Source organism: Pedobacter sp. KBS0701, assembly GCF_005938645.2.
Lineage (GTDB): Bacteria > Bacteroidota > Bacteroidia > Sphingobacteriales > Sphingobacteriaceae > Pedobacter.
Genome location: NZ_CP042171.1, coordinates 1,474,443 through 1,494,917, shown reverse-complemented (window position 1 = coordinate 1,494,917; position 20,475 = coordinate 1,474,443). Strand labels below are relative to the sequence as shown.

Sequence of the window (20,475 nt, the reverse complement as noted above, 5' to 3'; positions counted from 1 at the left end):
CTTTGACAATATCAGGGCGGAAAGTGCATTTATCTTCAAAAATCCATTATATCTACCTGGAATAAGACTAGTCCAAGCGAACAGGATTCACAAAACATGTGATAAAATTCAGGAAATCCAAATGATTGGCCTCTCATTGAGCAAAATAGCAAGCCATAAATTTCAACACCGCAATGGTTCATCACAGACATAATAGAAAAGTTTCAGCGTAAACTGCCTTTCTTGTGGGTAATAAAAAATGGCGGTATAATGAAACCATTTATTACAATAAACGTTATAGATTCATTTTTTGAATATACCACAATACATTAACTTTATAGCTTTAAAATCTACCCCATGTCCATTGCACCCGGTTTTCTTGATGCGCGTACGGTAATTGAAATATTCACTCATACAAAGACTGCGACGGCCCTTCATATTGGTCGGGATGCATATATACAGTTTGCAAACGATGCAATGCTGCGTATATGGGGCAAGGACCGGTCAGTTATAGGCAAATCCCTGCAGGAGGCACTTCCAGAGCTTAAGGGACAACCTTTTATTGAGATGTTTGCCAGAGTATGGGATGAAGGGCTGACCATTTCCGGTGCAGATACCCCGGCCAAACTGATTATTGACGGCAGAGAGCAACTGTTCTATTTCGATTTTGAATATCGGGCCATCCTTGATATAAATGGCAAAACCATTTGTATCCTGCACAGCGCCACAGATGTTACAGACCGTTTTTTTAAACAAATAGCAATTGATGAGGTAAATGAACATGTTGGGTCTCTTAAAAGGGAACAGGACATCAATGAAAAGCTCAATACTCAAAATGAGGACCTTGCTACTGCGATGGAGGAACTTAAGGCAACCAATGAAGAACTCCATGCAACGAAAGAAAGACTGGAGCAACTGAACGGAAAACTTGATATGCTGGTAAAGGAAAGGACGGAGAAGATTTCTTTTCTAAACCAGGAACTTGAGGCTTCCAATGAGGAGATCAGGGCTTCCAATGAAGAACTTTTAGCCACAAATGAGGAACTTTTCACGATCAACGAAAAGATGGAAATGCTGATCGAAGACCTGGCGGAAGGAGAGCGCAAATTCAGACGGCTCATCCAGCAGGCACCTGTTGCAATCAATGTATTTAAAGGTACTGATCTAATTATTGAGAGTGCCAACGACCGGATGCTGGAAATCTGGAATAAAACAGAAGCAGTCGAGGGAAAAAGATTCGAAGAGGCACTCCCTGAGATTGCAAACCAGCCTTTTCTAAAAATTCTTCATGACGTGCTGGAAACCGGGATACCTTATCATGGCATGGAGAGCAAGGCAATCATTTTCAAAGCCGGTGTAGCAGAAGAGCGATATTTTAATTTTACCTACCAGCCAATAGCCGACGAAGATGGCAAAATTGGAAGCATTCTCCAGGTAGTCACCGAAGTTACCGAACAGGTGAATGCCAGACAGGAAATCTCTGAAATGAATACCAGACTTAATATCGCCATGGACGCCGGGTCACTGGGATCTACAGAAGTTGACCTCGATAGCGGGACCATGAAGTATAATCAAGAGTTTAAGCGGATGTTTGGGAAAAAACCAGAAGAAGATTTCGTTTATGGAGATATGTTCGAAGCCATGCTTCCAGAGTACAGGGATAAGATCAGAGAACTGGTCCGTATAGCAAAGGAAAACCACAGCATATACAAAGGAGAGTACCAGATCCGGTGGCCCGACGGATCGCTGCACTGGATCAGTGCACATGGCCGGGCGAGGTACGACAGTCTGGGAAACCCGGTAAAAATGGTCGGAATACTGTCCGAGGTGACAGAGATGAAAGCAGACGAGCAGCGAAAAAACGATTTTATCGGCATGGTTAGCCACGAACTCAAAACACCTCTGACCTCCCTAACCGGTTATGTACAGCTGCTGCAAAGCAAGGCTAAAAAAAGCGGGGACAGTTTTACCTCAACCGCATTAGAAAAAGCCAACAACCAGCTAAAAAAGATGACTGGCATGATCAATAGTTTTCTCAATGTCTCCAGACTGGAATCAGGGAAAATCCATATTGAGAAACAAAACTTTGACCTATCAGATCTGATAAGCGAAATGGGGGCCGAATTCAGGGTGACAACAAATAGCCACAGTATTATATTTCATCAGGCCGGGGCTGTATTTGTAAATGCCGACAGGGATAAAATTGGACATGTGGTAACCAACCTGATCAGTAATGCGGTCAAATATTCTCCTGCCGGAACAGCAATTAGTATCAACTGCAGAATAGAAGACAGTAACGCAGTGGTATCAGTGAGCGATGAGGGACGAGGAATCAGCAAGGAAGATATAGAGAAACTTTTCGAGCGTTACTACCGTGTAAATGATCAGTCACAAACCATCGCAGGTTTCGGGATTGGACTATATCTCTGTTCAGAAATCCTCGAGCGGCACAATGGAAGGATTTGGGTAGATAGCGAACCGGGCAAAGGATCCACCTTTCAATTTAGCCTCCCAATTTAAAATCGATGGATAAGAGATAAACTTTTTATATCCGGGCTGAAGAAAAGTCATCCCTGCTTTATACTCCATGACCACAGCTATTAAATTTCTGCCAGAGCTTTAAATAACCACATAAAGGCCATAAATAATTGCTTTTTATTTTGACAAACCGGAAAAAAAGGAAAGCAATAACAGCCCGGATTTTCATGAATAATCAGGACATCAGCCTGGCAAACCATCTAAAACCCAGATGTAGAATATGCGATAGTGGCATAAAAAGACAGCCAAATAGCACTACTTATAAAACTAAATTCAATTCCTTCAAACATAAGGGGGTACTTTCACGTTAAAATTACATTAAAAGAAGTTTATAAGAAAGAAAATTTACAGCTAAAGCGTTATTCTAATGGACCACAGGTATGGGTTAATGAGCAGTGAGGAACTACTGGAAATATATAGTTTAACGAAAACAGCCACCTCGGTACACCGCGGGGAAGATGCGGTAATCGAGAGTGCAAACCAGGCGATGTTAAAGATATGGGGAAAGGACAGCAATGTCATCGGCAAATCCTTGCTGGATGCATTGCCTGAGCTTGGCGGTCAGCCCTATCCTGATATGTTCCGTAAGGCATGGCTGGATGGCAAGACCTGCTCCGGGCAGGGATCGCCCGCAGAACTCAAGGTTGACGGAAAAATCAGCACCTACTACTTCGATTTTGAGTACCTACCTATCAAAAACAGTGAAGGTAAAGTAATTGCCGTACTGAACAGCGCGATTGATGTTACCGAAAGGGTTCTGAAAGAACAGGCAATTGAAAAAGCAGAACAAATACTTACCTCCCTCCAGGGTTATAAGGATATCATCTCCGTTTTGGAAGAAACAAGAAAAGAACTTCATGAGCTTAATTCTGAACTTGAAGAGCGCGTAGAGCGCAGAGTTATCGAACTCGCCGAGAGTGAGGAACGTTTCCAGATCATGGCAGAAGGCACCGAGCTACTAATCTCGGTTGGCGATGAGGACAATAACCGTATATATTTTAACAAGCGCTGGGAAAATGTCACCGGAAGAAAGATTGAAGAGCTGCTACGCAATGGCTGGGTTGATCTTATTCATCCGGAAGAAAAGCAGCAGTTTATCAATGCTTACATGGAAAGTTTCAAAAAGCGGGAAGTCTTCAACATGGAGTTCCGCATGCCCGACAGCAAAGGCGAATACCGCTGGTATTTATGCCAGTGCCCTCCAAGGTTCCGATCCGACGGTTCTTTTGCCGGATATATTGCCTCCTGCCTGGATATTACCATGAGAAAGAACGAAGAGATCAGAAAGAACGAATTCATAGGGATGATTAGCCATGAGCTCCGCACCCCGCTAACCTCCCTGAATGGTTTCATCCAGATCATGAAAACACGTCTTGATGCTATGAACCGAGATAATTTCGAACGTGCATTAAACAAATCGCAGATACAGATCAATAAAATGTCGAAAATGATTGCCGGTTTTCTGGATATCTCAAAACTGGAATCAGGGAGTCTTGAACTCCAGCAGGAACCCTTCCAGCTCTCAGAGCTACTTAAAGAAGTTGTGGAAGAGCTCTCCTTTATGCACAGCACACACAAGATCACCTTTCAGTCAACCTGTAGCCTGAGGGTGTTCGCAGACCGCAATAAGATCTCAGCTGTGATATACAACCTGGTCGGAAATGCCATAAAGTATGCGCCTCCTGGCAGCAATATAAAAATCCAATGCAGCAAAGATAAGGCAGGACTGATGGTTAGAGTGAAAGATCAGGGGCCTGGGATAGAAAAGAGCGAGATGGAAAAGATTTTTGGCCGCTATTACCGCTCTAAGGGAAGCCCTACAGTTTCCGGTTTCGGCATAGGACTTTTTCTATGCAGGGAAATCCTTATCAAACATGAAGGCAACATCTGGGTAGAAAGCGAGGAAGGTAATGGTGCGCAATTCTATTTTACACTCCCGGAACATGCTGTATAAGCAAAACTATTTTCATGGCTAAATGTTGTTCAGAAAAAATCCGCTACATGAAACACAAACTGTCCCTATTCATCCTTGTTCTTTTTATTTTTATCATCAGCTGCAAAAAAGATGCTGAAAATGTTCCGGCAAACAACGATCCTGCCGCACTTAAACAAAAAGTTTTGGGTAACTGGATCACCACGAGCGTGATCATCGAGTATTATGATGCGACTGGGAAACTGGTAAATTCTGTAGATCAGTCTGGTACAGGTGAGCAGACCTGGGAGTATTTTGAAAATAACTCTGTGAACAGTTATGATATTAGGGGTACAAGAACCTATACATACAGTTTCTCTAGCAGCAATAATGTCAACTACATCAGCATTACAAATAATCCCACCGAAACCTACAAAGTCACCATAGATAACAATAAAATGACATGGTCGCTTGAAGCGCCATATAAAAATGACCCCGCTTATGCTACTGCAAAGCTGATTTTTTATTTTACCAGGAAATAAATCGTAAGGCTATCCAATGCCTATCACATCCTGTTAATTGAACGTTTCCGGCATTTGCATAATTATTTTCTGCGAGACGCTATAATACATCTTCCGGTTTATCAACTTCAAGAGTCATCTGATTTAGCACTCCTGAGCATTCTTTTTCCTTCTAAATTCATATTGAATGTACCGGAAATTAAGCGCTTTTAAGTTTTATTTTAACCTCACCAATTTAATTTAAATTTTCGGCTACAAGAAAACACTTTTCGGCTACAAGCGTACAGAAACAAAATCTGAACTTTGCTACATTAAATGATATCAAAATGAAAGTATTTGTTACAGGCGCTACAGGTTTCGTAGGAACTGCCGTAGTACAGGAATTATTAGCCAATGGACACCAGGTTTTGGGATTGGCCCGCTCGGAAGAATCAGTAAATAAATTGATTGTAGCCGGCGCAGAAGCGCACCGCGGAGATTTAAACGATTTTGATAGTTTGAAATCAGCAGCTATCGCTTCAGATGCAGTAATTCACTTAGGCTTTGTCCACGATTTTACGAGATTCGCGGAAATGTGTCTACTTGATGGAAAAGTGATTGAAACAATAGGCGAAGCATTATTAGGAACAGACAAACCCTTTCTCATCACTTCAGGAACTGCACTTTTTTCAAAAGACGGAATCACAACTGAAAAAGACCTTTCCGCAAACAATCCTCATCCCAGAATTGCAACAGAAAATGCAGCCGATGCCGTAGCCGCAAAAGGTGTGAAAGTTGCCGTTGTAAGACTCTCTCCATCGGTTCATGGAAAAGGAGATTTAATTGGTTTTGTTCCAATCTCAATTAATATTGCAAAAGAAAAAAGAAAAGCTGCTATAATTAATGATGGTAGTAATTTCTGGCCTGCTGTCCACGTACGAGATGCAGCAAAATTGTACCGGTTAGCTTTGGAGAAACCTTTCATCAGTGGAACAAGATATCACGCAGTGGCAGAACAGGGAATTCCGTTTAAAGACATTGCAACATTTATTGCAGAAAAATTGCAGGTTCCGGTTGTTTCCCTGACAAACGATGAAGCAGCAGAACATTTCGGCTGGTTTGCACATTTTGCAAAGCTTAATAATCAGACTTCAAGTGAAGTAACTAAGGCAACATTAGGTTGGAATCCTCAATACCCAACTTTAATGGAAGATTTGCAAAATGACGTTTATTTCTCTGAGACAAAATAGTCTGTATCTATATATTCATTAAATTTGATTAAATATTAAACTGATGTCTGATTCGCCGATAAGAATAAAAACCATCGCTCAATTCCATACTTTGCGTGGTTTACCTAAGCCAAAACATCCGCTCATCAGTGTGATAAATTTTGAAGATATGGCGCCAGCTCCGGAAAGTGGAAAGCAGAGCTTGATGTTTGATTTTTACATGATTTCTGTCAAACGAGATATGAATCATAAATATAGATACGGGCAGCAGGATTACGATTTTGATGAAGGCGTGATGTTCTGCATGGCCCCACATCAGATACTGAGCGTCATACGAGAAGAGAATGGCAAAAATCCGTCCGGATGGATGATGATGATTCATCCGGATTTTCTTTGGAATACACCAATGGCAGGCGCAATCAGGAAATATGAATTCTTTGATTATTCTGTCAATGAAGCCTTATTCTTATCCGAAGATGAAGAAATGAAAATCCAGCAAATTACTGATAATATTAAGCAGGAATATCAAAGCAACATTGATAAATTTAGTCAGAACATTATTATTTCTCAGCTGGAAACGCTTTTGAATTATGCTGAAAGATTTTATCAGCGACAATTTATTACACGTCATAAAGCGCATCATCAATTTTTAGAACGGCTGGAAATTCTGTTCAAAGATTATTTCGAAGGAAATAATCTAAAAGAAAAAGGTTTACCGGGTGTTCAGTTTCTTTCAGATAAATTCAATATGTCGCAATACTACATGCGCAGTCTGTTGAAAACTTTAACCGGACAAACCACACAACAATACATCCACGAAAAGCTAATTGAAAAAGCTAAGGAAAAACTCTCAACAACTGAACTTTCAGTGAGTGAAATTGCTTATGAACTGGGGTTTGAGCATTCCCAGTCTTTCAGTAAATTATTTAAAGCTAAAACTGATATTTCGCCTTTGGAATTCAGGAAGTCGTTAAATTAAAATTATTCTATGTCTTCTTAATTTCAGTCAAGTTTTATTCACATGACTGAAGGTTGTGAAATTTTTCACCAAAAGTTTATTTAATTTATAATTATAAGACAAAAAAACAAGGCAAAAGACTATTAAAAATCTCTTGCCCCGTTACGGGTCGACAACGGTGCGAATTAGCAATAAATTTATTGCAGGTTTGAAGAGAATCGCAGAACTAGGCACTAAGGTGACAGAGTATGATGAGCTTGGAAAAAAATGAGGTTCTTGTGGAGGGATTTGAACATCACTGCTATTGTTTTAACAAATTGTACTGAATAATTCACTGAATTATTTTGAACTTCGGCTTTATAGTGCCTGACCAAATATTGTATTCGATTTCAAAATGCTTATTCAAACTGAAATCGACCATAAATCGAAAATGTATGTCTTGGATTACCTATCGTATGTTAATATTTTCTTTGTTAATTGTAGTTCAGTTAAACGTAGTTAGTGCGCAAACAGTAACTGATAGTCTTTTTGTGGCTAGTACAACCGAAATGGCTCATAAAATCTTCTTCCGTAATCAGGAAGCAACAATGCCAATATTCAATGGAAAGATCTATAATATCCATCCTAAATTTAAGGAAAACAAACATGCTTTTTTTCAAAGTGAACATTATGTAAAGGGAGGAATAGCCTATGATGGCATTTTTTACCCGGAGCTAAGTATGAAGTATGACATTATAAAGGATGAACTATTGCTTTTAGCACCTGATCATATTGAGGGGGTCGTATTACAACGAGAATATGTTAATTCCTTTACGCTGTATGAACATCAATTTATCAATCTCAAACCAGCAACTTCACTTAAGGGAATTTCAGCTGGTTACTATGACTTACTTTATAAGGGTAAAATTTGCCTGCTAGTTAAGAGACAAAAAGAAATTACCGAAAAGATAGAAGAGCGAATTGAGAAAGTTATAAGTTCGAAAGACAGCTATTATTTGCTTAAAGATTCAAGTTATCAACAGATCAGCAGCAAGAAAGACTTGCTAAAGTTGCTCAATTCTACCAACGATAAAAATCAAGCATACATTAAAGCTAACAAATTAAACTTCGGGAAAGACTTTGAGCGATCTGTTTTGATGCTAGTAGGATTTCATGATTCAATTTCTAAGTAAAATGAAATATAAACGCTTTCTATTGGTCATTTGGATGTTGTTTTCAGTATTGTGGTTGAAAGGACAGACCTTAAACAACAAAATCAACATTAAGCTCCAGAATCAGCCGATTAGCGAGCTGGTAAAACAGATAGAGACGCAAAGTCATTATCATCTTTATTATGATGAAACCCATTTCAGTTCATTTACGTTATCGATGGATATCAAGGGCGGCACCGTCGAAGAGGTGTTGGATAGGGCCTTTATGGGGACTGATGTTAAGTTTGCTATTTTTGGGAGATCAGTATTTTTAACCAAGGCTGTAAATATTGTCACTACACTGCCCTCTCAGGTAGGCGATGTGCCTAAAGACTCTAAGCTACCTTTGGGGGCAGATCTTTCTACTCCTGCCGTTCCAAACCCTGTTGTAACAAACACCAAGTCATTAACGCTAAATGAAGTGGTGATAACTGGAGGTAAATCTACAAATGTTACGGGGACGCAAATGGGAGTTCAAAAGCTTGATATCAAGACCATCAAGCAGGTGCCTACAGTTTTCGGTGAAGTTGACGTGCTGAGGGTAATACTCACGCTTCCAGGTGTAAAATCAGTTGGTGAATCTAGTGCTGGATTTAATGTACGTGGAGGTTCTACAGATCAGAATCTTATTCTCTTCGATGAAGCCACTATTTATAATCCCACCCACTTTTTTGGCTTTTTTTCTGCATTTAGTCCAGACATTATTAAAGATGTTAAACTATTTAAGAACAGTATTCCAGCCAAATACGGCGGTCGGCTCTCTTCAGTGTTGGAAATGAATGTGAGAGAGGGCAACAGAAAGAAATTCGAAGGTACTGCGGGCATAGGTTTGCTAACCAGTAGATTAAATATCGAAGGTCCAATTTTAAAGGATAAAACTTCCTTTATTATCGGTGGCAGAACCACCTACTCTAACTGGATTACAAAATTACTACCCAAAAACTCAGCATATAGGAGAGCTGAAGCTAGTTTCTATGATTTGAATGTTGCGATTAGTCATCAGCAAAATAAAAACAACAGTTTCTACATTACTGGATATTTAAGCAATGATAGGTCAAGTTTAGCAACGGATACCACTTTTCAGTACAGTAACCGAAATTTATCATTGCGCTGGAAGCACATTTTCAACGAGAAATTCTATAGCCAAATTACGACTGGGCTTGATGAATATCATTATGATAATTTCAGCAACTATCAAGAAGAAACCGATTACCGGTTAACATTCAGCATTAAACAAACCCGGTTCAAAACAAATTTCAACTATGCTCCTAATCGGCGGATGAACATTGAATTTGGAACCAACTCCATATTATACAACAATAAGCCAGGATCTTTGCGGCCGTACAATGAGCAGTCATTGGTTGTTACTGATCTTTTGCCGAAGGAACAAGGCATAGAAAATGCGGTGTTTGCCGAGCAAAGTTATGAGCTTACGCCAGCAATTACGCTCAATACGGGGTTACGCTATTCTTTATACACAAGTTTAGGGCCATCAACTCAGCAGATCTATGCCGAGAACCTAAGTAAAAGTGATGCGAATATCGAATCGACACAGGAGTATGGGGCTGGAAAAGCCTTTAATACCTACCACGGGCCAGAATATAGATTAGGCGCAACTTTTTTATTGAATGAGAATTTATCTATTAAGGCGGGTTATAATACCCAACGGCAGTACATCCACATGATGTCGAATACTACTTCTATGTCTCCCACTGATATCTGGAAATTAAGTGATCTGAACATTGCACCACAAACTGGCGAGCAATTTTCTTTAGGTATTTACAAGAATTTTAAGTCAAACCGCATTGAAGCATCTGTTGAAGGATATTATAGAAACATCAACGATTTTTTGGATTACAAAAGCGGGGCTCAACTAATTCTAAATCATAAAATAGAGCAGGATGTGCTGCCTACCAAGGGGAAGGCTTATGGGCTCGAATTTCTCCTTAAGAAGTCAGTTGGTCGGTTAAATGGTTGGGTCAGTTACACCTATTCAAGAATAATGCTAAAGACCGAAGATGTACAGGGTTCTAATTCGATTAACCAAGGAAAGTTTTATCCGGCTAATTACGACAAACCCCATGATGCCACGCTTATTGGCAATTACCAATTTTCACAACGTTTTAGTGTTTCCCTCAATGTTACCTACAGCACAGGCAGGCCAATTACGCTTCCTGTCGGGAAGTATTTTTCTAATGGTGGACAGCGATTGCTCTATTCAGAAAGAAATCAATATCGTATTCCAAACTATTTCAGGTCAGATATTTCACTCAATATTTTGGGGAATCACAAGGTAAAGCAATTAACACATAACTCTTGGACCATTGGGGTATACAATTTAACCAATCGAAAAAACGCATTTTCAACTTTCTTCGTCAGTGAAAACAAGGTCATCAATGGCTATCAACTCTCTATTTTTGGAACCGCAATTCCCTTTGTAAACTATAATATTCGTTTTAAATGAAAGCACTTAGACTGATTATATTCGCATGTTGCGTACTCAATTTTGCTTGTAAGGATTCTTTCAAGCCCGAGATAGATAACAACTATAAAGATCTACTTGTTGTAGAAGGATTTATAGACATAGGGGGCATCACCAACATTAAAATAAGCCGATCAATTGACCTGTCAGACTCCAGAACATCCGCTCCAGAGAAAAATGCCACCGTTTCGGTATTGGGCGAAGATGGTGTGGAGATAAAAGGAACAACAAATGATCTTGGCGAGTGCTCTTTATCCACTCAAAGTTTAAACCTGACAAAGAAATATAAGCTCAGCATTATTCTGGCTGATGCGAAGATTTACGAGACCGCTTTTTTAGCCAGCAAGGCAACACCTGAAATTGATGATCTCCGATTTTCGGCGACCGAAAATGGCTTCAATATATTGCTCAACACCCATGATCCGAACAATGCTACAAAATACTACACTTGGGATTATACAGAAACCTGGGAGGTGAGGGTACCTTTTGTATCAACCCATGAATTTAGAAACTCAGAAGTTGTGTTGCGAGATCCAAATATAAACATCCAACTTTGTTGGGCCAATTCGAGCTCATCAAATATCTTATTGGGTTCTACAGCACGTCTATCCCAAGATAAAATAACTGATGCACCAATGACTTTTGTAGCAGGCAATTCAATTAAAGTTGCCTATTTATACAGCATTCTTGTGAAGCAGTATGGGCTTTCAAAGGAAGCTTATGAGTACCTAGAGAATCTGAAAAAAAACACAGAGCAGATTGGTGGCATTTTTGATCCCCAACCCTCTGAACTAAAAGGCAACATTACGTGTATCTCAGATCCAAAAGAACACGTTATAGGTTGGATCAGTGCTGGGCGTATGGTGCAAAGGAGATTGTTTATTAAGGATAGCGATAAACCATCCATCGGCTCAAATTGGGTGTATGTCCAACCATGCGAATCAGTAATTATTCCAAAGGACAGCTTAATTAATTATATCCGTGCCAATAAGGTTATCGTAAATGAACAATCTTGGATTGCTCCCGGAACTACAGCGCCAATATTATATCGATATACGATGAGTACGGCAGCCTGTATAGATTGTCGTTTAAAGGGATCGAATATTAAACCATCATTTTGGCCAAATTAATATTTGCTACATGAGAAAACTAACATTTATTCTATTTTGGGTTTTAGGCATGCTATTGACCACTGTTAACGCTCAGATTGTTGACACTACAATTGCACATCAGTTCAATAATTATCTGACCAATAATTTACAGGAAAAGATATATATGCACACAGACAAGGATTCTTATTTAGCTGGAGAAATGATCTGGTTTAAGTTATACACTGTAGAGGCCTATACCAACCGACGAATCAATTTAAGTAAGATAGCTTATGTAGAACTTCTTGATTCGGAAAACAAAGCAGTATTGCAGGCTAAAATAGTAATGGAAGGTGGCAATGGCAACGGATATTTCTATCTTCCTCTTTCCTTGCGGTCTGGAAATTTTGTTTTGAGGACGTACACAAATTGGATGAAGAATTTTGATGTGAATTATTTTTTCCACAAGCAACTAACAATCTATAATACATTAAAAGCTGATCCTCCTGCTATTCCATCGGCAACTATCACTACGCCTGCAATTCAATTCTTTCCAGAAGGTGGGAATTTAGTATCAGGTCTTATTAGCAAAATTGCTTTCAAGGCGGTAGATGCAAGCGGAAAGCCACTGCAGTTTAAAGGAGCAATTATTGACAGCAGAAACGATACACTGGTGAGGTTCAGCCCTCAACAATTCGGATTGGGAAGTTTTTATTTCAAACCGCAAGATCACATGAATTATAGCATTTGTATTCAGCCAATGGCGGGAAAACCATTTTACACGACATTGCCTAAGGTATTTGCAGTGGGGACCGTTATGAGTATTAAAGCTGATCGAGACTCTGTTCTGAAGATAAGCATTCAGGATAATCAGCACCAAGATCAATATGGTATTCTATTTGTTCACTCCGGAAGAAAAGTAGTTTTCAGCAAAAGGATTACTGCGATAGATATCGCCACAGGCATTAGTATTTCTAAAGATTTGCTTGGTGATGGAATTACTCATTTTACTTTATTTAATACAGATTTGGAACCCATTTGCGAGCGATTATATTTCAAGAAACCAAACTCATTGTTAGCAGTAACCATATCGGCAAAACAAAAGGAATTTTCGACAAGAGAAAAGATAGCGCTATTCATTAATCAAACCCAACAGGGTAAACCGATTGCCACAGATTTTTCTATTGCTGTATATCAAGCTGATTCGGTTGAACATCTTAATGATATAACTTCTAGTTTGTGGTTAACTTCTGAATTAAAAGGTAAAATTGATTATCCCGAATGGTATCTCAAAAATGCGGCTAGTGAAGCTACAGATCTGCTCATGTTGACCCATGGTTGGAGACGTTTTGAATGGAAGCATATTTTAAAAGAGCCAAGCGGGAATTTGCTGTATCAACCTGAAATCGTTGGGCAAATTATCAGTGGCCAAATATCAGGACCAACACAGCGATCTTCTTTAGCTAGTTCTTCGGTTTATCTATCTATTCCTGGCAAGAACTATAGTTTTTATACCACCCCTATTGGCAATGATGGCAATTTCATTTTCTTTACTAAGTACTTTTATGGAAGGAAGAAAATTATTGTTCAGACAGATCCTCGAGTGGATAGCTTAGGCAAGATAACACTGAGATCACCTTATGTTAGTCAATTTTCGGATTACAGGTTACCAACATTCCATAACAATTATGAAGCTCAAAAATTGATTGATCGAAGTGTTGCTATGCAGGTTCATAATGCATTTAATGCTAATCAATTAAAAAGGGAGACGACTGTAAGTATTGATACCACAGTTTTCTATTATAAGGCAGACAAAAGCTATCTATTAGACGACTATGTAAGGTTTCCAAAAATGGAGGAGGTATTGCGAGAGTACGTTTTTGAAGTGTCTATAATTAAGCGAAATAAAAATTATTATCTAAATACATTTGATATTGGGAGCCAAAAATTCCTTGAATCTTCTCCTTTAATACTTGTGGATGGGCTCCCGCTTTTTGATGATGGAAATGCGCTGATGATGAAGGATCCTAAAACCATCAAAAAGTTAGCGATTGTTGCAAGTCGTTATGCTAATGGAAACGACAAGTTTGAGGGAATTCTGGATCTACAGACCTATGCAGGCGACTTAAATGGGACATCAATTTCTAAACACGCCCTGCAGCTTGACTACGAAGGGCTACAAATTAATAGAGCGTTTTATGCACCAATGTATGATGGTGATGTTTCCGTGTTGACTAGACTTGCAGACTTCAGAAGTACATTATTTTGGAGCCCGAATAATACAACCAAAAATGATGGAAAGGCAACAATCAGCTTTTTCAGCTCTGACTTTGAGGGAAATTATGTGGTGGTGGTTCAGTCATTATCGCCTAATGGCGGTACTGGAACTGGTTATGCCAATTTCAAGGTATTGAAGAAAAATTAAGCGTTCGGAGTAAACTGCGTATTTCACTAAAACTTTACATTCCGTTTCGCTCCAAACTGTACGCGAATTTGGCTGCCGGATTTTTTGCTAAGTCATTCCTTTCCCTCTGAACGCATGGCGGCTTGGCTGCAAATATACTTCTTCCCCTAGGCGCTCCACGGTTTCCCGTTCGGGGTCCTCATTTCCCGCTTTCCTTTAGATCAACATACCATCGTCCTTCGGATGAAGTCGGTAAATCAATTAAAAAGACGCTCTGAAGCGCTTAAAATCAATCTGATGAATCCAAGATCAAACCTGGTATCGATTTTACCTCTGAGGCTTTGATTGACCTGAACTTAGAAATTTTATTGGAACTGCTGTTTGAAGAAATCCTGATCTGAAGATCAGGGCGTACAGTTTGGAGCGAAAGAAGGTGTCAGCATAAATGTGAAACGCGCGTACACATTTGCCGAAATGCCCAGGTTTTGGTGTCTCGTCCTGAATTTACTTGTCGTTTTTGAATTATAATACTAGAATAAGTTTACATTTTCTTTGAATCCATCCAAACCTTAATGCTAGTCCCATCATTTTTTGAAATCGCTCCATGTGCTTCAGAACAGTATTATTAGTACACACCCTCTGCCCTTTATCTGGCGTTTTGGTTCGAAGATAGATACCGAAGTCCGTAACAAACTTAAAATCAACTTTCTACAACTGAATATCCGTGACCTTTTCTTTTTAAGAAATTCCAATAGGAACCTTTCTGTTGAGTAATAATTCTTGAGTGTCCCCGCCGCCAGTAGTTTACCAGGCTGATCAAAATGATACTTAATCAGATCCTTCAAACTTTTGCTTTGATCTTCACCCTCTACTTTAGCCTTGATTTTTTCAACAGTAATTACTTCTTTTTGAAAGCGAAGCTCATCATAGGCAGTGCTAATCTCATTAGTGAGCTGTCTCATTCGATCCCGTGCAAAATTGTTTTCGATGGAATTTCCTTTTATTCGCTGCGCTTTCTGATCCCATTGCGAGAGCTCAACAGATTTCTTGGCAGCAAAACAAATGACCTTGCCATCAACAGTAATTCTTACATACAAAGGAACCATCCCAAATGCCTCCCTATCGCGTCTAACAAAGAAATTAACGCTAAAACTGTGATTAGATTTCATAAAATCTTCTCCTATTTTTTTTACCAGATCCACTACCAAAAAACAGCAAAAAGAGCGATAGACCTGGTCGGTTTATCCAAAAAAATTATTTGCAATAAAATTTCAGTTTTGTTGAAAGACAATATTAAATAGAAAAATCTGGTACTGGATTTGGTAAAAAAATATCTGATATTCTTTGTCCCAAACTATGCCGAATAAAAAAACGAAACCCCCTTAAATGAACCATTTAGAGGGTTTTTGATACAATTTGTATCTGTCTTTGTCGGGATGGCAGGATTTGAACCTACGACCTCCAGCACCCCATGCTGGCGCGATACCTGGCTACGCTACATCCCGGGTAGTATTTTCGGGCACAAATTAACAGAAATTAATCAGAATATGATAAAGCCATGAAAAAAAATAGTGAAACAGCCTAAACCTAAATATAAAGACCTCTGCTTAAGACTTGCCCCCTATCTACATCTGAAAATCAGAATTTTAAAGTAATAAATATTAACATACTCAAGAAATACTCACTTCTATGCAACAGTTTGAAATCTGAAAATACAGTTCAAATAGATAAGCCAAATACATTGATCTCGAAATTTTCTCTGGCTTGGGAATCGGTCATTCCTTCCAGTGTCCCTAATTGACCATAACCAACATTGTCTACCAGTATATTAATACCAACAAAGGTTTGATTGTAGTTTCGAAGGCTTGTGATATGCTGCCTTCATTTAATACCTCTAGTTGTAGGGGTAAGAAATTTGAAGAATCAATACCAACGGCTTTGGTTAAGGATTCAACACTTATTGATGTAGCTGCCACGTTGTAGCCTTCAGAAAGTAACTTTTTACAAAAGTTAATCCTAAATCCTTTGAGACTGCAGTTGCAAACCATACTTGTTTTAAATTGTCCGTTTTTTATTTTTTTGAATAAACTGCAAAGATGCGGTGATAAAAAAAGATTGATGTAGCCGTATTAATGGCCGTTGTGCCGAAATCAACTGCAGGGGGATTTTAATTTGCTTTTTAGAAAATTTGGATGGAGGTAGGCTTTGGTCAGTTGGTTATTGTCTATCTGTGGATACCTGCACACTTTTATGGTTAAAGTCCGCCACAGAGGTTAATATAGTCACATTGAGATTGTGAGTTTTGCCGATGCTCTTGACAACTTTTTGATCATTGACGATACGGAACTTTACCATATTGGAGAATTTCCTGGAGATGATGCCAATGTACGATATATTCTTCACAGGGGTGATCCAGAATTTTGGTTCCTTCAATTTCCTCGGGTGGATAATCAACAGATCGCAAAGGGCCTTATTCGCCTTTTAAGATGGTCAGGTCTGACCGGATAATCTTTGAGGCTACACTGGTAAGTTTAAATATATTGTTGAACTTTTCATCACATTATTTGATACTTTTCTCAAAATTATTTCGCTCTTTATTTTTCCTACAGAACAATTTTTAAGCTGCCTCTCACGCTCCAGTCAATATACTGGAACCAACAATGAAAATTTTATTCTGTTTTTTTTAGAACTATATTTTTGCCGCCACTAAGTTTAATTTGAAATCCCTGGATTTTATCATTTTCATAAATGAACTGATGGTTAATACCAGGAGCCTGGTACATAAAAAAGTTAGTTTTAGAAGTGAAATAAAGCTGCCACCTTTGCCCCGATAGTTCTAGAAATAGATCTCCATTGACTTGTGAAATGATGTACTCCCGATCATTGGAGGTATATTTGCCAGTATATTTCATTAATTCACTACTGTTAATTTTTACAACTTTTTTCAATTCTGGCTTGTAGAAGTTTTTCCATTTATAAACAGTTGCTATACTGTTGATGATTTCATAGAGTATGGTTTTATCGGTAGAATTACACATCACCACTGCACCATTTCCATCTTCTAAGCCACCGAAGTATAGGCTGGTAAAACCTTCATTGACGCCACCATGTCTGAAATATTTTGTTCCTTCTTTATCTTCAATAAAAACACCCAAAGCAGCAGAATTATCAAGATAAGGCGTGAGCATGAGTTTTGTCATTTCCCGGCTAAGTAATTTGTTTGATTTGCTCGACAAGGACTTTTGGACTTCTATTACAAACTTTGATAATTCAGTTGGATTTGTCCATAATCCTGCGGCTGCCTGTTCCGGATAGATATGATATTTCATCATTACTTCATGGCTTCCATTATAACCTGTGGCTAACAGTTTAAGCTTGCTTTTTAATGTTGTGTTCGTGTAAAAGCTATTTTGCATTCCAATAGGTCTTAAAATATTACTCTTCATGTAATCAGCATATTTTTTACCGGATACATCCTCGATAATCAATTGAGAGATCACTGTTCCTCCCCCCGAGTACTTGTATTTTAAATCAGGTTCAAAAACAGACTTTACTGCATCGCTGTTTGCGGGTTTAATTCCGTTCAAAATCTGGATAATATCGGGTATGGAATCAGTTTTCTGATAACCATCAAACCCACTAACATTTATGCCACCCGTATGGCTTAATAAGTTTAAAGTGGTAATCTTCTTGCCTTTCGATATGGAATCGTAAGGGAATTTCCATGAATGTAAATAGGAATTTATATCTCTTTTTAGATCGATGTTCCTGTCTTGTGCTAACTTTAACATGCCCATTCCATTCAGAGATTTACTTATTGAAGCCGCCTGAAAAAGAGTTGCAGGTGTGACACGCCTGCTTTGTGCTGAATCAGCCCAGCCATAGCCTTTTGCCCATTCAAGTTTATAATCTTTTATGATGGCAATACTTAAACCTTTTATTTCGTAGAAATTCATCCGCTCTTTCAAATTCCACTTAGGTGTATTTTCGATTTCTACCCAACTGGCCAGATGATTTTCAACCTGAATTATTTTATTCTCAACTTCTTTTGAATACTTGTTCTTTGTCTGGGATTTAAGCGTAGCACAAGAAAGCATAGAAAGGAATAACAAAAAAATGGCTTTAATAAATTCAGGTTTCATCTTTTAACTTTGGTATTAACATTAATCTTCTATCATTCATGGAATTAGAAATGAATCTAAATCCAGTATTTCTTGTATTGTTGGTTGATGCTTCGTCGGTTTTGTCCGGAACAGGTTATCCATGATAATATCCGTCAATAAGAAGTTGATAGTTCCAAGCCTTATCTGGGTTTAAGTTTACACCATATCCTTCTTTAGTCTCATATTGAACGGATTTACCAAGATAAGTTCATCAGCTTTTGTTGTAGTTTGTGATGCAAAATTTTCATACCAGTAAGGGTTGTTATTTTTTATCTATAACCCAATCAAAAGCCCCAGTAGAATCGACTCTTAATATGGGATTATCTTGCACATAGTTATAAGCTGATAACCATACAAGCTTGTCTGCCATTGGATCAACACTATTCCACCTACCAATTACCTGACCATAGACCTTGCCCCGTAATCCAGCTACCCTCCAAGTTCATCCTGAATCTCTTTTCCATTGTAAAGATATTTATATAACAACTTTGTTTAATCATGGAATCTCTTTTATAAACTTTCAAGTATAATGTAGGCCAAAGTAATATCTACCTTTCCAAGTATGGTGAAAATATTACACGGAAATTCCATTTGCAATTTACACGTCTGATGATATTCATGATCTATATATAAAGTCTATATAAAACCCTATACTGATAAGATAGCCAATTTAATTGTAGCAATTTTACCAATACAGGACTTTTATTTTACCATTTTAAAAAGAAACGATCAAATAAATCTAATCGCCCCGCTCACTAAAAAATACTTTCTTTTTTTGCATGGCTTTTTGCCATCCGAAAGGAAAAATTGCCTGATTATTTTTAACCATCAAATCCATTTTCTCTTTAACCGCTTCTTGTAATTTCATTGGCAAGGAATAAAAAGCCTTATCAACCGCGGTCTCTCGCTCATCATCAAGAACTCCATTTTGATGTCTTATCGCAATTTTTTGGCCGTTATAATAAATAATGAATTTAACACGTCCATCATCATAATTATTAAGCCCATGTGTTCCATATACAATAATTGGCTCAATTAAACCATCATTGTCAAAATCACTAAACTGAGCATATTTAATCCAAAACCATATAGATTCTTCGCCATGCATATTAGGTTGCGTATTATCATTAATTTCCCAGGTTTTGGTAAGGGTGCCATTCTCAGATTTAAAATTTATAGCCTTGATTTTATAATTCGACATCTTATTAAAAGCATCCTTTTCCTTATTAATTACATCCTGACTCTCTGTAAGTACGCAATAGTATTGGCCTGCTTTATCAACATATTTGTAAACTTTAAAAATTGGAAAATTGATTCCTAACTTAGTACGTAAGGCATCTGGAAGCAATGCTGATACTTGTTTATCGGTAAGAAGCTCTGCTGTTGAAACTGCATTTTGAGCAAAAGATTTTGTGCAATAAGAAAGTGCAATCAATAAAATAAAACTGGATAAAACGGCGCTTGCTCTGGATCTAATAATTTCTAAATTCATTTGCTTTAACTTCAATCGCACCCTGAAATTTGATTAATTGTTCTTTTGTTGCAGTTGTTTCTATAACATCGAATAAAAAAGCTTTTTTCTGGTTTGCAGCAATCCACTTTCCTTTGATTTGTTTTTTATTTAGGGTGCCTAAAAAAATACCCGAAAAATTTACAGTTGCCTGCTCTACCAAAACAATATTACCATCTTTGTTTTTATAGCCGTTCAACAGAATATAATCTTTTTGATTATCATATTTATAAGCCCCCAAAATTGGATCTGCATAAGTTCCATCCTCCAATCCTTGTAAATATAAGCTTATTTTAACCGAATTGTTTAAAGTTCCCTTAAACAACTTGCCCCGTTGTGCAAATGTCTGAATGAAAAACATCAAAAAGAAAATTGTAAAAGATGTTCGCATTATTATTAATATTTAGTTTTACCTGAATGCAATTTGCTATTTTTTAATGGGTAGGCAAAATTTATCAAAATTCTTTATCTGGCATATCAATTAACAAGAACAACTTATCCAACCGATATCAATTTAATTTG

The 20,475-nt window shown here is 38.1% G+C and carries 15 protein-coding genes and 1 tRNA gene; 9 read left to right on the top strand and 7 right to left on the bottom strand.

Annotated elements, in window-relative coordinates; genetic code table 11:
* Positions 1–336: 336 nt before the first annotated feature.
* The 9 genes from FFJ24_RS05940 to FFJ24_RS05900 all read left to right on the top strand — a co-directional run bounded on the left by FFJ24_RS05940 (position 337) and on the right by FFJ24_RS05900 (position 14,301).
* Positions 337–2,499: an ATP-binding protein gene (locus tag FFJ24_RS05940; RefSeq protein WP_138823454.1), complete on the top strand. Its 2,163-nt coding sequence runs from the start codon at positions 337–339 to the stop codon at positions 2,497–2,499.
* Between the two features lie 385 nt (positions 2,500–2,884).
* Entirely contained in the window at positions 2,885–4,471 is a 1,587-nt protein-coding gene (locus FFJ24_RS05935) for an ATP-binding protein (protein ID WP_138823452.1), read from the top strand.
* Positions 4,472–4,518: 47 nt separating this feature from the next.
* Complete coding sequence (locus tag FFJ24_RS05930; protein ID WP_138823450.1) at positions 4,519–4,971, top strand: hypothetical protein; 453 nt, start codon at positions 4,519–4,521, stop codon at positions 4,969–4,971.
* 305 nt (positions 4,972–5,276) lie between these two features.
* The gene (locus FFJ24_RS05925) at positions 5,277–6,179 is read left to right on the top strand and encodes an SDR family oxidoreductase (RefSeq protein WP_138823448.1); all 903 of its coding nucleotides are present in this window, start codon (positions 5,277–5,279) and stop codon (positions 6,177–6,179) included.
* Positions 6,180–6,222: 43 nt separating this feature from the next.
* Entirely contained in the window at positions 6,223–7,137 is a 915-nt protein-coding gene (locus FFJ24_RS05920) for an AraC family transcriptional regulator (RefSeq protein ID WP_210419469.1), read from the top strand.
* A gap of 413 nt (positions 7,138–7,550) precedes the next feature.
* Positions 7,551–8,288 (top strand): hypothetical protein, encoded by a 738-nt coding sequence (locus tag FFJ24_RS05915; protein WP_138823444.1) that lies wholly within the window; start codon positions 7,551–7,553, stop codon positions 8,286–8,288.
* 1 nt (position 8,289) lies between these two features.
* Positions 8,290–10,770, top strand: a complete 2,481-nt coding sequence (locus tag FFJ24_RS05910) for a TonB-dependent siderophore receptor (protein ID WP_138823442.1) — start codon at positions 8,290–8,292, stop codon at positions 10,768–10,770.
* A complete protein-coding gene (locus tag FFJ24_RS05905; protein ID WP_138823440.1) occupies positions 10,767–11,918 on the top strand; it encodes a DUF4249 domain-containing protein in 1,152 nt (383 codons plus the stop codon). Before FFJ24_RS05910 ends, FFJ24_RS05905 begins: the two co-directional genes overlap by 4 nt.
* Before the next feature lie 10 nt (positions 11,919–11,928).
* On the top strand, positions 11,929–14,301 hold the full coding sequence (locus FFJ24_RS05900) for a hypothetical protein (protein WP_138823438.1): 2,373 nt from the start codon (positions 11,929–11,931) through the stop codon (positions 14,299–14,301).
* Positions 14,302–14,802: 501 nt separating this feature from the next.
* Here the strand turns inward: FFJ24_RS05900 and FFJ24_RS26745 are convergent.
* From FFJ24_RS26745 to FFJ24_RS05865, 7 genes are all read right to left on the bottom strand, one after another.
* On the bottom strand, positions 14,803–14,955 hold the full coding sequence (locus FFJ24_RS26745; protein ID WP_371717069.1) for a hypothetical protein: 153 nt from the start codon (positions 14,953–14,955) through the stop codon (positions 14,803–14,805).
* Positions 14,892–15,449, bottom strand: coding sequence for an Arm DNA-binding domain-containing protein (locus FFJ24_RS05895; RefSeq protein ID WP_138823436.1), 558 nt, complete (start codon positions 15,447–15,449; stop codon positions 14,892–14,894). The genes FFJ24_RS26745 and FFJ24_RS05895 overlap by 64 nt, the downstream gene beginning before the upstream one ends.
* A 262-nt stretch (positions 15,450–15,711) precedes the next feature.
* Positions 15,712–15,785 (bottom strand) — tRNA-Pro (locus FFJ24_RS05890).
* 1,164 nt (positions 15,786–16,949) lie between these two features.
* Positions 16,950–18,422 carry a serine hydrolase gene (locus FFJ24_RS05880; RefSeq protein ID WP_138823434.1) on the bottom strand — a complete coding sequence of 491 codons (1,473 nt, stop codon included), beginning with the start codon at positions 18,420–18,422 and terminating at the stop codon, positions 16,950–16,952.
* 283 nt (positions 18,423–18,705) lie between these two features.
* Entirely contained in the window at positions 18,706–18,813 is a 108-nt protein-coding gene (locus FFJ24_RS26455; protein WP_138823432.1) for a hypothetical protein, read from the bottom strand.
* 369 nt (positions 18,814–19,182) lie between these two features.
* Positions 19,183–19,935: a M949_RS01915 family surface polysaccharide biosynthesis protein gene (locus FFJ24_RS05870; protein WP_138823430.1), complete on the bottom strand. Its 753-nt coding sequence runs from the start codon at positions 19,933–19,935 to the stop codon at positions 19,183–19,185.
* Entirely contained in the window at positions 19,916–20,344 is a 429-nt protein-coding gene (locus FFJ24_RS05865) for a hypothetical protein (RefSeq protein ID WP_138823428.1), read from the bottom strand. Before FFJ24_RS05865 ends, FFJ24_RS05870 begins: the two co-directional genes overlap by 20 nt.
* Positions 20,345–20,475: the final 131 nt, after the last annotated feature.